The sequence below is a fragment of the Stenotrophomonas panacihumi genome, from assembly GCF_001431645.1.
Lineage (GTDB): Bacteria > Pseudomonadota > Gammaproteobacteria > Xanthomonadales > Xanthomonadaceae > Stenotrophomonas_A > Stenotrophomonas_A panacihumi.
In genome coordinates, this window is sequence record NZ_LLXU01000052.1 from 24,568 (window position 1) to 38,993 (window position 14,426).

Genomic DNA, 14,426 nt, shown 5'->3' on the forward strand with positions numbered 1-14,426 from the left:
CCATGCGTAAGGGCTGGCGATTGGGTGTGATGGGCGCGATGCTGCTGTTGGGCGGCTGCGCGAGCGACAACGGCCTGCAGGGCGATTCGATCGCCTCGCGGCGCCCCGAATGCCTGGTGGGCGACGACCCGCTCACTACCTCGCGCGATAGCGGCACCTCCGCGCGCGATCGCAACTGCGGCACCGACCGCAGCTTGAACTGGACGAGCGGGCAGGGCAACAAGGACCCCATGAAGGTGGATTTCGGCAAGAAGAATGACTGAAACGGTAGTTCCCCTGGAGGGCGTCCGCCTGGACATCTGGTTGTGGGCGGCGCGGTTCTACAAGACCCGCAGCCTGGCCAAGCAGGCGGTGGAGACGGGCAAGGTCGACGTGGACGGGCAGCGGCCCAAGCCCTCGCGCAGCGTGCGGCCGGGCCAGGCCCTGCGGGTGGTCCGCGGCGAGGAAGTCTTCGAGGTGCAGGTGTTGGGCCTGAGCGAACAGCGCGGGCCCGCGCCGGTGGCGCAGCAGCTATATGCAGAAAGCGACGCCTCGCGGCAGCGGCGCGCCGAGCAGCGGGCCGAACTCGTCGCCCGCCGCGATGGCTACCAGGCACCGGAGCATCGCCCCGACAAGCGCGCGCGGCGGTTGATCCGCGCACTCGGTGATATCGACGCCCTGTGACGCCACGCAAAACGAAACGCCCCGGCCAGGCCGGGGCGTTCGCGTTTTCGCAAGCGAGAAAGATCAGGCCAGGTCGAAGCGGTCCAGGTTCATCACCTTGGTCCATGCGGCGACGAAGTCCTGCACGAACTTCGGCTTGGCATCCGCGCTGGCATAGACCTCGGCGTTGGCGCGCAGGATGGAGTTCGAACCGAACACCAGGTCCACCCGCGAGGCCGTCCACTTCACCTCGCCGCTGTTGCGGTCGCGGCCTTCGAACGTGTCGCGATGCTTCGAGGTCGGCTTCCACTGGGTGCCCATGTCGAGCAGGTTGACGAAGAAGTCGTTGCTCAGCGTGCCCGGCTTGTCGGTGAACACGCCGGTGTTGCTGCCGTCGGCGTTCGCGCCGAGCACGCGCAGGCCGCCGATCAATACTGTCATTTCCGGCGCGGTAAGCGTGAGCAGCTGCGCGCGGTCGATCAGCAGGTGTTCGGCGGGCACCGCGAAGCGCGCCTTGGTGTAGTTGCGGAAGCCATCGGCCCGCGGTTCCAGCGGCTCGAAGGACTCGACGTCGGTCTGGTCCTGGCTCGCATCCACGCGGCCTGGCGCGAACGGCACGCTGACGTTCACCCCGGCCTGTTTGGCCGCCTGCTCGACGCCGACATTGCCGGCCAGCACGATGAGGTCGGCCAGCGAGACGCCCTTGCCGAAGCCGGACTGGATGCCTTCCAGCGTCTTGAGCACCTTGGCCAGCGCGGGCGGATTGTTCACCGCCCAGTCCTTCTGCGGTGCAAGCCGGATGCGCGCGCCATTGGCGCCGCCGCGCTTGTCCGAGCCTCGGAAGGTCGACGCCGACGCCCACGCGGTGGAGACCAGCTCGGCGACACTCAACCCGGCGCCGGCGATCTTGTCCTTCAGCGTGGTGATGTCTGCTTCGTCGAGCGACGGCTGCGTGGCGGCGGGCAGCGGATCCTGCCAGATCAGTTCCTCTGCCGGCACTTCCGGGCCGAGGTAGCGCGCGCGCGGGCCCATGTCGCGGTGCGTGAGTTTGAACCACGCGCGCGCGAACGCATCGGCGAACGCTTCCGGGTCTTCCATGAAACGGCGCGAGATCTTTTCGTACACCGGGTCGAAGCGCAGCGAGAGATCGGTGGTCAGCATGGCCGGCGCGATGCGCTTGTCCTTGTCATGCGCATGCGGCACGGTGCCCGCGCCCATGCCGCCCTTCGGCGTCCACTGGTGCGCACCGGCCGGGCTCTTGGTCAATTCCCACTCGAAGCCGAACAGGTTCCAGAAGAAGTTCTGGGTCCATCGGGTGGGGGTGCTGGTCCAGGTGACCTCCAGGCCGCTGGTGATGGTGTCGCCGCCCTTGCCGCTGCCGAAGCTGTTGCTCCAGCCCAGGCCCTGCTCCTCCAGCTCGCCGCCTTCCGGCTCGCGGCCGACGTTGTCCGCCGGGCCGGCGCCATGCGTCTTGCCGAAGGTATGGCCGCCGGCGATCAGCGCGACGGTCTCCTCATCGTTCATCGCCATGCGCCCGAACGTGGTGCGGATGTCGTGCGCGGCGGCGAGGGGGTCGGGGTTGCCGTCCGGGCCTTCCGGGTTCACGTAAATCAGGCCCATCTGCACCGCGGCCAGCGGGTTTTCCAGGTTGCGGCCCTTGTCGTCGGTGCGGTCGTGTTCGTGGCCGTGCAGTTCGGCATCGGCCACCAGCTGGCCTTCCTCGTCGCCCGGCTCGCTCTTGGCGTAGCGGATGTCGCCGCCCAGCCAGGTCTTCTCGTTGCCCCAGTACACGTCCTGGTCCGGCTCCCAGGTGTCGGGACGGCCGCCACCGAAGCCGAAGGTCTTGAAGCCCATCGATTCCAGCGCGACGTTGCCGGTGAGGATCATCAGGTCGGCCCAGGAAATCGCCTGGCCGTATTTCTGCTTGATCGGCCACAGCAGCCGACGCGCCTTGTCCAGGCTCACGTTGTCCGGCCAGCTGTTGAGGGGCGCGAAGCGCTGCTGGCCGCGGCCGCCGCCGCCGCGGCCGTCGCCGATGCGGTAGGTGCCGGCGGCATGCCACGCCATGCGGATGAACAACGGGCCGTAGTGGCCGAAGTCGGCAGGCCACCAGTCCTGCGAGTCGGTCATCAGTGCCTTGAGGTCGGCCTTCAGTGCGGCGTAGTCGAGTTGCTTGAAGGCTTCGGCGTAATCGAAGGCTTCACCGAGTGGATTGGATTTGGTCGAATGCTGGTGCAGCAGGTCGACGCGCAGCTGGTTCGGCCACCAGTCCTTGTTGTGGGTACCGCCACCGGCGGCATGGTTGAACGGGCACTTCGCTTCGCTGGTCATGGAATGTCCACCTTGGTTCTTGGGCACTGAGCAACATCCGATCCTTCCCGGACCGGATACCTGGGTATTGGACGTGCATGCCGAGGTCACTCGGCGGAGGGCGCTAGCCTTGTCGCGTGGGGCGACCGGGAATCAACGACGGGGGCACTGCGACGCGCGGGTGATGCATGGCGAGCTCCTCCTCACGGGGTCTGAAGACGATAAGTAACGCCGATCACTAGGTGAATTCGAATAAACCGAACGGCCTGATAGCCGTCAGCTATGGTGCGATGCGTCATGCAACGCATCGCACGTCGGGGGCTTACCCCTTGTTGCCGAACAGGCCGGTGCCGAGCTTGAGGAGATCGCCGACGCCGAGCTGGCCATCGCCGTCCTGGTCGAGCACGTTGCCGAGCAGGCCGGAGAGGCCGGGCTCGGCGCGCGCCTGTTGGTGTTCGGCGCCGAGCGCCTGGCTCAGCTGCGTGGCATCGCCGCTGCCGCCACCGAGGAAACGCTGCGCGAGGAAGGACAGCACGATCGGCGCGAGGATCTGCAGGAGCTGGCCCGAGCGGCCACTGTCCAGGCCGGTGACTTGGCCGAGCCCACTGGCGGCCTGCGGTGCGCTGCCGCCGAAGATGTGACCGAGGATGCCGGCGCCGTCGGTCTGCGGACTGGCGCCGCCGCCGCCCAGCACCGAGCCGAGCAGGCCGCCGAGATCCAGCCCGCCCTGCGGCGGCGCGTGGTCGCGCTGCAGCGCGCCGAGCAGGGCATCGGCGCCTTCGGGTTGCTGCGCGTTGCGGCCGAGCGCGCCCATCAACAGCGGCAGGGCGGTGGCGACCGCGGATTGCGCCTGCGCGGGCTGCACGCCGAGCTGCGAGGCGATCTGTTCGATACCCCCTCCCTGCAGCTGTTGGAGGAGGTTGTTGGCGAGCGGCGTGGTGCTCATGGCAGCGTCCTGGCGAGGCCGGGGGTGGCGGGCCACCGAGGCTAGCAGAGGCGCATTACCGCAGTGTCTACGGCACCGCACCTCTGCCGCCCCTGCGGCCCGCCGGGCGCGGTGGCTAGAGCCCGAGCGCCTTCGCCACGCCCGCGCCATACGCGGGATCGGCGCGCTCGCAGTTGCCGATATGCCGGCGTTTGATGAACTCGGGCGCATCGCCCATCGCCCGCGCGGTGTTCTCGAACAGCACTTGTCGCTGCGCGTCGGACATCAGGCGGAACAGGTTGCCGGGCTGGGTATACCAGTCATTGTCGTCGTCGCGGAAATTCCAGAAGTCGCCACCGCCGGCGTCGATCGGCAGCGGCGGGTCGCGGTAGGCCGGCTGCTCGGACCACAGCCCGTAGCTGTTGGGCGTGTAATGCCGCGTGCCGCCGTAGTTGCCGTCCACGCGCATGGCGCCATCGCGATGGTTGCTGTGCACCGGGCAGCGTGCCGCGTTCACCGGCACCTGGTGGTGGTTCACGCCCAGGCGGTAACGCTGCGCGTCGGAGTAGGCGAACATGCGCGCCTGCAGCATCTTGTCGGGCGAGATGCCGATCCCCGGTACCAGGTTGTTCGGTGCCATCGCGCATTGCTCGACGTCGGCGAAGTAGTTGTCCGGATTCCGGTTCAGTTCCATCTCGCCGACCTCGATCAGCGGATAGTCCGCATGCGGCCAGATCTTCGTGAGGTCGAACGGGTGGTAGGGCACCTTGTGCGCGTCGGCCTCCGGCATGACCTGCACGTACAGCGTCCAGCGCGGGAACTCGCCGCGCTCGATCGCCTCGTACAGGTCGCGCTGGTAGCTCTCGCGATCCCGGCCGATCATGGCGGCCGCCTCGGCGTCGGTGAGGTTGCGCACGCCCTGCTGGGTGCGCCAGTGGAACTTCACCCAGCTGCGCTGGCCCTGCGCATCGACCAGGCTGTAGGTGTGCGAGCCGAAGCCATGCATGTGGCGATAGCCGGCGGGAATGCCGCGTTCGCTCATCACGATGGTGATCTGGTGCAGCGCCTCGGGGAGCAGGGTCCAGAAATCCCAGTTGTGCGCGGCCGAGCGCAGGTTGCTGCGCGGGTCGCGCTTCACCGCCTTGTTGAGGTCGGCGAACTTGCGCGGGTCGCGCACGAAGAAGACCGGCGTGTTGTTGCCCACCAAGTCCCAGTTGCCTTCCTCGGTGTAGAACTTCACCGCGAAGCCATGGATGTCGCGCTCGCCGTCGGCGGCGCCGCGTTCACCGGCCACCGAGGAGAAGCGCACGAACACGTCGGTGCGCTTGCCGGCCTCGCCGAACAGCCTGGCGCGCGTGTGCCGGGAAAGATCATGGGTCACGGTGAAGTGGCCAAAGGCGCCGGACCCCTTGGCATGCATGCGGCGCTCGGGAATGACCTCGCGATTGAGGTTGGCGAGTTTTTCTATCAGCCACACGTCCTGCATCAGCAAGGGACCGCGCGGGCCGGCGGTCAGGCTGTTTTCGTTGTCGACGACCGGCGCGCCGAAGGCGGTGGTCAGCGGGCATTGTCCGGGTTGGCTGCCGGAAGCGGGCTTGCTCATCGGGAGTGTCCTGCAGGAAAGAGTCCGCAGGCTACGTCCATGCCGGATGCCGGGAAATCGAATTCCGGCACTGCTTCGATGAAAAAAATGGATCGGTGCGATCTTTCCCAGGTATCGCGACGGACGATGCCTGCCCGTGCGCGTTGGCGTCAGAGCAACGCCTTGATCCGGTAGAGCGCTTCCATCGCCTGCTTGGGCGTCAGCTCGTCCGGGTCCAGCGCCTGCAGGGCGTCGAGCGCGGCCGAGTTCGGCGTGAACAATCCGAACTGCTGCGGCGCGTCCAGCGATTGCGGCGCCATCTGCGCCGCATGCGTTTCGCCGCCGCGCTGCTCCAGCTCCGCCAGGCGCCGGCGTGCCTGCGCCACCGTGTCGCGGGGCAGGCCCGCCAGCGCGGCCACCTGCAGGCCGAAGCTGCGGTTGGCCGGGCCTTCCTTCACCGCATGCATGAACACCAGCGATTCGCCATGCTCCACCGCATCCAGGTGCACGTTGGCGATGCCGCTCGGGCCGCCCTCGACCGATTCGTCCGCCAGCGCGGTGAGTTCGAAGTAATGCGTGGCGAACAGCGTGTAGCAGCGGTTGCGATGCGCCAGGTGGCGCGCGACCGCATCGGCCAGCGCCAGGCCGTCGTAAGTGGAGGTGCCGCGGCCGATCTCGTCCATCAGCACCAGCGATTGCGCGGTGGCGTGATGCAGGATGTAGCTGGTCTCGGCCATCTCGACCATGAAGGTCGACTGGCCCTTGGCGAGGTCGTCGCCGGCGCCGATGCGGGTGAGGATGCGGTCGATCGGCCCGATCACCGCGCGGCTCGCCGGCACGTAGCTGCCGATGTGCGCCAGCAGCACGATCAAAGCGTTCTGCCGCATGTAGGTCGATTTGCCGCCCATGTTCGGGCCGGTGATCACCAGCATGCGACGGTCCGGGTGCAGGTCCAGGTCGTTGGGCTCGAACGGCTGCTCGCGCACCGCCTCCACCACCGGGTGGCGGCCGCGTTCGATGCGCAGGCAAGGCGCGGTATCCAGTTCCGGCTGCGCCCAGTCCAGCGCCTGCGCGCGTTCGGCGAAGGCGGCCAGCACGTCCAGCTCGCTCAGCGCGGCGGCGCAGCGCTTGAGCGGCTCCAGGTGTTCGCCCAGCGCATCGAGCAGGCCTTCGTACAGCAGTTTCTCGCGCGAGAGCGAGCGCTCGCGCGCCGAGAGCACCTTGTCCTCGAAGGACTTCAGTTCCTCGGTGATGTAACGCTCGGCGTTGGCCAGCGTCTGGCGGCGGCTGTAGTGCAGCGGCGCCTTGTCGGCCTGGCCCTTGCTGACCTCGATGTAATAGCCATGCACGCGGTTGTAGCCGACCTTCAGCGTCGGGATGCCGCTGGTCTCGCGCTCGCGCAGTTCCAGGTCGATCAGGAACTGGTCGGCGTTCGTGGACAGCCGGCGCAATTCGTCGAGTTCGGCGTCGTAGTCGCTGGCGATCACGCCGCCGTCGCTGAGCTTGAGCGGCGGCTGCGGCGCCACCGCGCTGGCGAGCAGGTGCGCGACCTGCGCATGCTCGCCGAGTTCGGCGGCCAGCGCCTGCAGGCGCGGCGAATCCAGCGGCGAGAGCAGGGCGGCGATATCCGGCAGCATGCCCAGGCCGTCGCGCAGCGTGGACATGTCGCGCGGGCGCGCCGAGCGCAGCGCCACGCGGGTGAGGATGCGTTCGATGTCGCCGAGCGCGCGGAAGCGCTCGCGCAGGTCGGCATCGGTGCCGCGGTCGATCAGCGTGCCCACCGCGTGGTGGCGCTGCACCAGCACCTCGCGCAGGCGCAGCGGGCGATGCAGCCAGCGCCGCAGCAGGCGCCCACCCATCGGCGAGACCGTGCTGTCGAGCACGCCGAGCAGGGTGTGGCGGGTATCGCCATCCACGCGCGTGTCCAGTTCCAGGTGGCGGCGCGTGGCGGCGTTCATCGCGATCGCCTCGCCGGCGTTCTCCATCGCGATGGCGGTGAGGTGCGGCAGGCGCTGCTTCTGGGTTTCTTCGACGTAGCCGAGCAGCGCACCGGCCGCGGCGATCGCGCGCGGGCGTTCCTCGATGCCGAAACCGGTGAGGTCGTGCAGCTTGAAGAAGGCCAGCAGCTGGCGGCGGCCGCTGTCGCTGTCGAACAGCCACGGCGCGCGGCGGCGCAGGCCGGTGCGCTGGCGCAGGAATTCCGGCCAGCCTTCCTCGTCGGGAATCAGCAGTTCGGCGGGTTCGAGCCGCGCCAGTTCGGCTTCCAGCGCGTCCTCGCTGTCGACCTCGTTGACCAGAAAGCGGCCGCCGGCCAGGTCCGCCCACGCCAGGCCGTAGCCGGCCTTGCTGCGCGAGAGCGCCATCAGCAGGGTGTCGCGGCGCTCGTCCAGCAGCGCCTCGTCGGTGACGGTGCCGGGAGTGACGATGCGCACCACCTTGCGTTCGACCAGTCCCTTGGCCAGTGCCGGGTCGCCGATCTGCTCGCAGATGGCGACCGATTCGCCCAGCGCCACCAGCCGTGCCAGGTAGCCTTCGTAGGCGTGCACCGGCACGCCGGCCATCGGGATCGGCGCGCCGCCCGAACTGCCGCGCTGGGTGAGGGTGATGTCCAGCAGCCGCGCGGCCTTGCGCGCGTCGTCGTAGAACAGCTCGTAGAAGTCGCCCATGCGGAAGAACAGCAGCAGGTCGGGGTACTCGACCTTGGCTGCGAAGAACTGCTTCATCAGCGGGGTGTGTTCTTGGGCTTTTTCCGACTTCATGGAACCTGCTGCAGGGGGACGGCGCGGCGCGTGGCCAGCGAGCAGGCAAGTGTAGTGGATGCGCCCGCCGCCGAGCCGCCGCTTTCGCCTCAGCCAGGGCCCAAACGGCGCAGCGGCGGGAAGGCGCGCTGTAGGCAATCCATGCGTTCGCAGGTCAGGCAACCCGGGCCGATCGGCACCGCGCTGCCGCCTTGCAGATCCAGCCCGCGCGAATACACCCAGCGCCCGGCATGGCGCAGGTCGCAACCCAGCGCCAGCGCGAAGGTCTTGCGCGGCTGCCCGAAGCCCGGCGGCCCGCTGCTGACCTGCCGCGCCAGCCAGAAATGCTGGCGACCATCGGGCATCCGCGCGACCTGGGTAAGGATGCGGCCGGGCTGGTTGAACGCCTCGTACACGATCCACAGCGGGCAGGTGCCGCCGACCTGCGAGAAGTGGAAATCGGTGGACGAATGCCGCTTGGAGACGTTGCCCGCGCGGTCTACGCGCATGAAGAACACCGGCAGCCCCGGGGCGTTGCGTCGCTGCAGCGTGCTCAGGCGATGGCATACCGCCTCGAAGCCGACCGCGAAGCGCTGCGCCAGCCATTCGATGTCGTAGCGGCTGTCCTCGGCGCTGCGCAGGAATTCGCCGTAGGGCATCACCAGCGCGCCGGCGTAGTAGTTGGAGAAGCCGATGCGTGCCAGCGCGATGCGTTCGGCATCGTCGAAGCCGGCGCGGGCGATCAGCAGGTCGATCAGCGTGCCGTGTTCCAGCAGCGCCAGCTGCGCGGCCATCTGGAACGCCTGCTGGCCCGGCTGCAGCCAGGCCGGCAGCCACAACGTGCGGGTGGCGGCGTCGTACATCCGCTTGTCGCCGGCCTGTCCGTCCACGCGCACGCGCAGGCCGTGGCGGTCGGCGAGCAGCTGGCGCAGGCGCGGGGCGAGGGTGTCCGGCGTGAGGCCGTGCTCGGCGTAGAGCGCTTCGGCGCGCTCATCCAGCTCGGGGATGTAGTTGCGCTCGCGGTTGAAGTGGTCGCGCACGTGGTCGCCGGGGGACAGCAGCGGCGTGGCGCCGTGGCTGCCGCCCAGCTGCAGTTCCAGCGCGGCGGCGCGTTCCTGCAGGTGGCGGTGCTCACGGTGCAGGTCGAGCAGGGCGTTGGCCACCTGCGGCAGGTTGCCGGCCAGGGCGCGCAGCTCGGTCGGGCTGACGGCGGTATGGCCGAGCGCGCGCAGGGTGTCCTCGAGCGGGTCGACCAGGGCGGCCGGGTCGTCGCGATCCAGCAGGCCGCCGATCTCCCCGAGCGTGTCCTTCAGCCGCTGCTGCACCGCCAGGGTGAGCGGGCGCTGGTTGCGCTCGATCTGGTTCAGGTAGCTCGGCGAGAGCCCGAGCCGCCGCGCCAGCTCGGCCTGGGTCAGGCCATGGCGCTGGCGCAGGCGCTGCAGGCGCAGCCCCAGCTGGCGTTGGGAGACAGGCATCTTCGCAAACTTCGCAGAATGTTGTTCGCAGCTTAGCGCGATTAAGCGCCGGATGGGCTGAATCCCGGTGGGCGTTTGCGAACAATGCGAACATTCTTCCGCTGCCGGTGTCATCCCCATGAGCGAGTCCATCTCCCGCGTCTCCCTGCTGATCGACGGCGAATTCGTCGAATCGGCCTCCACCGACTGGAAGGACGTGGTCAACCCCGCCACCCAGGCCGTGCTGGCGAAGGTGCCGTTCTGCACCAGCGCCGAGGTCGATGCCGCCGTCGCCGCCGCCAGGGAGGCCTTCAAGACCTGGCGCAAGACCCCCATCGGCACCCGCGCGCGCATCTTCCTGAAGTACCAGCAGCTGATCCGCGAGCACATGGGCGAGCTGGCCGCGCTGCTCACCGCCGAGCAGGGCAAGACCCTGCCCGACGCCGAGGGCGACGTGTTCCGTGGGCTGGAAGTGGTGGAGCACGCCGCGGCCATCGGCAACCTGCAGCTGGGCGAGCTGGCCAACAACGTCGCCACCGGCGTGGACACCTACACGCTGATGCAGCCGCTGGGCGTGTGCGCCGGCATCACCCCCTTCAACTTCCCGGCGATGATCCCGCTGTGGATGTTCCCGATGGCGATCGCCACCGGCAACACGTTCGTGCTCAAGCCGTCCGAGCAGGACCCGATGGTCACCATGCGGCTGGTCGAACTGGCCCTGGAAGCCGGCATTCCGAAGGGCGTGCTCAACGTCGTGCACGGTGGCCCGGACGTGGTGAACGCGATCTGCGACCACCCGGACATCAAGGCGGTGTCGTTCGTCGGTTCGACCAAGGTCGGCACCCACGTCTACCACCGCGCCTCGCTGGCCGGCAAGCGCGTGCAGTGCATGATGGGCGCGAAGAACCACGCCGTCGTGCTGCCGGACGCCAACAAGGAACAGACCCTCAACGCGATGGCCGGCGCGGCGTTCGGCGCGGCGGGCCAGCGCTGCATGGCCGCCTCCACGCTGGTGCTGGTGGGCGAGGCGCGCAGCTGGATTCCCGAGCTGGTGGCCAAGGCGAAGACGCTGAAGGTCAACGGCGGCACGGAGAGCGGCACCGATGTCGGCCCGCTGATTTCCTGCGCGGCGCGCGAGCGCGTCGAAGGCCTGATCGCCTCGGGCATCGAACAGGGCGCCACGCTCGAACTGGACGGCCGCAAGCCGCACGTGGCCGGTTACGAGCAGGGCAACTTCGTCGGCCCGACGATCTTCTCCGGCGTCAAGCCGGGCATGCGCATCTACGACGAGGAAATCTTCGGGCCGGTGCTGGTCATCCTCGAAGCCGAAACGCTCGATGACGCCGTCGCCCTGGTCAACGCCAACCCGAATGGCAACGGCACCGCGCTGTTCACCCAGTCCGGCGCGGCCGCGCGCAAGTTCCAGGAAGACATCGACGTCGGCCAGGTCGGCATCAACGTGCCGATCCCGGTGCCGGTGCCGCTGTTCTCCTTCACCGGTTCGCGCGCTTCCAAGCTCGGCGACCTCGGCCCGTACGGCAAGCAGGTGGTGATGTTCTACACCCAGACCAAGACCGTGACCGCGCGCTGGTTCGACGACAGCACGCTGGGCCACGGCGTCAACACCACCATCAACCTGAAGTGACCGCCATGAATGCCGCGATGAATTTGCCGTTCGACACGGCCGACCTCAACGAAGAGCAGGAGGCGTTCCGCCAGGCCGCGCGCGAGTTCGCGCAGAAGGAACTGGCCCCGCATGCCGCCAAGTGGGACGAAGAAGGCCACTTCCCGCGCGAGGCGCTGGCCAAGGGCGGCGAGCTGGGCTTCTGCGGCCTGTACACCGACGAGGCGTACGGCGGCCTGGGCCTGAAGCGCCTGGATTCGGCGATCGTGTTCGAGGAGATGGCGGCGGTCGATCCTTCGACCTCGGCGTTTTTCTCCATCCACAACATGGCGACCTGGTTGATCGCCAGCTTCGCCCAGGAACCGGTGCGCCAGCACTGGGGCCCGCTGCTGACCAGCGGCGAGAAGCTGGCCTCATATTGCCTCACCGAGCCGGGCGCCGGCTCCGACGCCGCCGGGCTGAAGACCCGCGCGGTGCGCGAGGGCGATGAGTACGTGCTCGACGGCAGCAAGGCCTTCATCTCCGGCGCCGGTTCCACCGACGTGCTGGTGGTGATGGCGCGCACCGGCGAAGAGGGCGCGCGCGGCATCAGCGCCTTCGTGGTGCCGGCCGATGCCAAGGGCATCAGCTACGGGCGCAAGGAAGAGAAGATGGGCTGGAACAGCCAGCCCACCCGCGGCGTCACTTTCGAAGGCGTGCGCATTCCGGCGGGCAACCTGCTCGGCAAGGAAGGCGAGGGCTTCAAGCTGGCGATGAAGGCGCTGGACGGCGGCCGCATCAATATCGCGGCCTGCTCGCTGGGCGCCGCGCAGGGCGCGCTGGATGCGGCGCGCCGCTACATGGGCGAACGCCGCCAGTTCGGCAAGAAGCTGGCCGATTTCCAGGCGCTGCAGTTCAAGCTGGCCGACATGGCGACCCAGCTGGTCGCCGCCCGGCAGATGGTGCACACCGCCGCGCGCAAGCTCGATGCCGGCGCGCGCGACGCCACCGTGTGGTGCGCGATGGCCAAGCGCTTCGCCACCGATGCGGGCTTCGCGATCTGCGACGAGGCGCTGCAGATCCACGGCGGCTATGGCTACATCCGCGAGTACCCGATCGAGCGCCTGCTGCGCGACAGCCGCGTGCATCGCATCCTGGAAGGCACCAACGAGGTGATGCGCATGATCATCGCCCGCCACCTGCTGAGCACCGAGGAGGAACTGCGATGAGCGATTGGCTGCAGCGCGAGCACACCGGCCTGAAGGTCGAGCGCGATGGGCATGTCGCCCTCGTGACCCTGAGCCATCCGCCGGCCAACACCTGGACCGTGCACAGCCTGGCGGCGCTGCGCGACCTGGTGAAGGCGCTCGATGCCGACCGTGGCATCTACGCGCTGGTGGTGACCGGCGAGGGCGAGAAGTTCTTCTCCGCCGGCGCCGACCTCAAGCAGTTCGCCTCCGGCGACAAGGGCGCCGCGCGCGAGGCGGCGCGTCGTTTCGGCGAGGCGTTCGAGGCCTTGAGCGCGTTCCGCGGCGTGTCCATTGCCGCGATCAACGGTTATGCGATGGGCGGCGGGCTGGAATGCGCGCTGGCCTGCGACCTGCGCATCGCCGAGTCGCATGCGCAGATGGCCTTGCCGGAAGCCACCGTGGGCCTGCTGCCGTGCGCGGGCGGCACGCAGAACCTGCCGCGCCTGGTGGGCGAGGGCTGGGCGAAGCGGATGATCCTGCTGGGCGAGCGCGTGGATGCGGACACCGCGCTGCGCATCGGCCTGGTCGAAGAAGTGGTGGGCAAGGGCGAAGCGAAGGCGCGCGCGCTGGAGTGGGCGCACAAGGCCGGCAAGCAGAGCCCGGGCAGCGTGGCGGCGTGCAAGACGCTGGTGCAGTCCACCCGCCATGGCAGCCACGCCGCGGCGCTGGTCGCCGAGCGCGAGGCGTTCGTCGACCTGTTCGATACCGCCGACCAGGTCGAAGGCGTCAACGCCTTCCTGGAAAAGCGCGCCGCGCAGTGGACGAACGCATGAACATCGCCGACGCCCACGAAGCCCCGGTGCTGTTCGAAACCCGCGACGGCCAGGCAGGCCATCGCATCGGCATCGCCACGCTCAACGCGCCGAAGACGCTCAACGGCCTCTCGCTGGACATGACGCGGCTGCTCGACGCGCAACTGCGGGCCTGGGCGGCCGACGACACGGTGGCCTGCGTGGTGCTGCGCGGCGCCGGCGACAAGGCGTTCTGCGCCGGCGGCGACCTGCATGGCCTGTACCGCAGCATGGTCGAGTACCGCCAGTCCGGTGCCCGCGACATCACCGCCAACCGCCATGCCGCGCAGTTCTTCGAGGAGGAATACCGCCTCGACTACTTCATCCACACCTATCCCAAGCCGATCCTGTGCTGGGGCCACGGCATCGTGATGGGCGGCGGCATCGGGCTGATGTCCGGCGCCAGCCACCGCGTGGTCACCGAACGCTCGAAACTGGCGATGCCGGAAATCACCGTGGGCCTGTTCCCGGACGTCGGCGGCAGCTGGCTGATGCGGCGCGTGCCGGGCGGCGCGGGCATCTTCCTCGCGCTGACCGGTGCGCCGTTGAACGCCAGCGACGCGATCTACGCCGGCTTGGCCGATTACCAGCTGGAGCACGCGCAGTACGACGCGGTCATCGATGCGCTGGCCGCGCATGCATGGCGCGGCGATGCCACGCAGGATCGCGCCCGCCTGGGCGAATTCCTGCAAGGCCTCGCCCAGCCACTCTCGCCCGGTCCGCTGCAGATGCACGCCGAGCTGATCGAACACCTGGTGTCCAGCGGCTCGCTGGAGCAGGTGGTCTCGGCGATCGGCGCGCTGTCCAGCGAAGACCCGTGGTTGCAGACCGCGCGCGCCACGCTGGCCGCCGGTTCGCCCGGTTCGGCGCGCCTCGCCTGGGCGTTGCAGCACAGCGATGACACCCGCACCCTGGCAGGAACGTTCCGCACCGAGTACGTGGTGGCGCTGCATGCCGCCGCGCACGGCGATTTCGCCGAGGGCATCCGCGCACTGCTGATCGACAAGGATCGCCAGCCGCACTGGAATCCGGCGCTGCTGGCGCACGCCGATGCGGCGTGGGCCGAAACCTTCTTCCAATCCCCCTGGACGGCCGCGGCGCACCCGCTGGCCGACCTGGGCCACGCCTGAC

11 protein-coding genes are annotated in these 14,426 nt (G+C 68.9%); 6 read left to right on the plus strand and 5 right to left on the minus strand.

The genetic code is table 11. The annotated features are described in order from the left end of the window. Positions 1–2: 2 nt before the first annotated feature. A complete protein-coding gene (locus ARC20_RS03285; RefSeq protein ID WP_146165842.1) occupies positions 3–263 on the plus strand; it encodes a hypothetical protein in 261 nt (86 codons plus the stop codon). Then, positions 256–663 carry an RNA-binding S4 domain-containing protein gene (locus ARC20_RS03290; protein ID WP_057644281.1) on the plus strand — a complete coding sequence of 136 codons (408 nt, stop codon included), beginning with the start codon at positions 256–258 and terminating at the stop codon, positions 661–663. The genes ARC20_RS03285 and ARC20_RS03290 overlap by 8 nt, the downstream gene beginning before the upstream one ends. A 63-nt stretch (positions 664–726) precedes the next feature. On the opposite strand, the gene katG is transcribed toward ARC20_RS03290, so the two are convergent. From katG to ARC20_RS03315, 5 genes are all read right to left on the minus strand, one after another. Next, the gene (katG, locus tag ARC20_RS03295) at positions 727–2,973 is read right to left on the minus strand and encodes a catalase/peroxidase HPI (RefSeq protein WP_057644283.1); all 2,247 of its coding nucleotides are present in this window, start codon (positions 2,971–2,973) and stop codon (positions 727–729) included. A 301-nt stretch (positions 2,974–3,274) separates the two neighbouring features. Next, the gene (locus ARC20_RS03300) at positions 3,275–3,898 is read right to left on the minus strand and encodes a DUF937 domain-containing protein (protein WP_057644287.1); all 624 of its coding nucleotides are present in this window, start codon (positions 3,896–3,898) and stop codon (positions 3,275–3,277) included. A 115-nt stretch (positions 3,899–4,013) separates the two neighbouring features. After that, positions 4,014–5,480: a catalase gene (locus ARC20_RS03305; RefSeq protein ID WP_057644288.1), complete on the minus strand. Its 1,467-nt coding sequence runs from the start codon at positions 5,478–5,480 to the stop codon at positions 4,014–4,016. A gap of 149 nt (positions 5,481–5,629) precedes the next feature. Beyond that, positions 5,630–8,218, minus strand: a complete 2,589-nt coding sequence (mutS, locus tag ARC20_RS03310) for a DNA mismatch repair protein MutS (protein ID WP_057644291.1) — start codon at positions 8,216–8,218, stop codon at positions 5,630–5,632. 89 nt (positions 8,219–8,307) lie between these two features. Further along, positions 8,308–9,672, minus strand: a complete 1,365-nt coding sequence (locus ARC20_RS03315) for a helix-turn-helix domain-containing protein (RefSeq protein ID WP_057644296.1) — start codon at positions 9,670–9,672, stop codon at positions 8,308–8,310. 118 nt (positions 9,673–9,790) lie between these two features. Here ARC20_RS03315 and ARC20_RS03320 point away from each other — a divergent pair, with 118 nt between their 5' ends. The 4 genes from ARC20_RS03320 to ARC20_RS03335 are packed head-to-tail and all read left to right on the plus strand — an operon-like array spanning position 9,791 to position 14,425. Beyond that, on the plus strand, positions 9,791–11,296 hold the full coding sequence (locus tag ARC20_RS03320; RefSeq protein WP_057644300.1) for a CoA-acylating methylmalonate-semialdehyde dehydrogenase: 1,506 nt from the start codon (positions 9,791–9,793) through the stop codon (positions 11,294–11,296). 5 nt (positions 11,297–11,301) lie between these two features. After that, positions 11,302–12,483 (plus strand): acyl-CoA dehydrogenase family protein, encoded by a 1,182-nt coding sequence (locus ARC20_RS03325; protein WP_057644303.1) that lies wholly within the window; start codon positions 11,302–11,304, stop codon positions 12,481–12,483. After that, complete coding sequence (locus ARC20_RS03330) at positions 12,480–13,277, plus strand: enoyl-CoA hydratase (RefSeq protein ID WP_057644307.1); 798 nt, start codon at positions 12,480–12,482, stop codon at positions 13,275–13,277. Before ARC20_RS03325 ends, ARC20_RS03330 begins: the two co-directional genes overlap by 4 nt. Then, positions 13,274–14,425 (plus strand): enoyl-CoA hydratase/isomerase family protein, encoded by a 1,152-nt coding sequence (locus ARC20_RS03335; protein ID WP_057644308.1) that lies wholly within the window; start codon positions 13,274–13,276, stop codon positions 14,423–14,425. The genes ARC20_RS03330 and ARC20_RS03335 overlap by 4 nt, the downstream gene beginning before the upstream one ends. Position 14,426 lies beyond the last annotated feature (1 nt).

What these genes read in the sequence shown, in the direction of transcription:
- ARC20_RS03335 (WP_057644308.1), top strand. Translation starts at nt 13,274, where the DNA reads ATGAACATCGCCGACGCCCACGAAGCCCCGGTGCTGTTCGAAACCCGC.
- ARC20_RS03315 (WP_057644296.1), bottom strand. Translation starts at nt 9,672, where the DNA reads ATGCCTGTCTCCCAACGCCAGCTGGGGCTGCGCCTGCAGCGCCTGCGC.
- ARC20_RS03290 (WP_057644281.1), top strand. Translation starts at nt 256, where the DNA reads ATGACTGAAACGGTAGTTCCCCTGGAGGGCGTCCGCCTGGACATCTGG.
- ARC20_RS03300 (WP_057644287.1), bottom strand. Translation starts at nt 3,898, where the DNA reads ATGAGCACCACGCCGCTCGCCAACAACCTCCTCCAACAGCTGCAGGGA.
- ARC20_RS03320 (WP_057644300.1), top strand. Translation starts at nt 9,791, where the DNA reads ATGAGCGAGTCCATCTCCCGCGTCTCCCTGCTGATCGACGGCGAATTC.
- katG (WP_057644283.1), bottom strand. Translation starts at nt 2,973, where the DNA reads ATGACCAGCGAAGCGAAGTGCCCGTTCAACCATGCCGCCGGTGGCGGT.
- ARC20_RS03305 (WP_057644288.1), bottom strand. Translation starts at nt 5,480, where the DNA reads ATGAGCAAGCCCGCTTCCGGCAGCCAACCCGGACAATGCCCGCTGACC.
- ARC20_RS03285 (WP_146165842.1), top strand. Translation starts at nt 3, where the DNA reads ATGCGTAAGGGCTGGCGATTGGGTGTGATGGGCGCGATGCTGCTGTTG.
- ARC20_RS03330 (WP_057644307.1), top strand. Translation starts at nt 12,480, where the DNA reads ATGAGCGATTGGCTGCAGCGCGAGCACACCGGCCTGAAGGTCGAGCGC.
- ARC20_RS03325 (WP_057644303.1), top strand. Translation starts at nt 11,302, where the DNA reads ATGAATGCCGCGATGAATTTGCCGTTCGACACGGCCGACCTCAACGAA.
- mutS (WP_057644291.1), bottom strand. Translation starts at nt 8,218, where the DNA reads ATGAAGTCGGAAAAAGCCCAAGAACACACCCCGCTGATGAAGCAGTTC.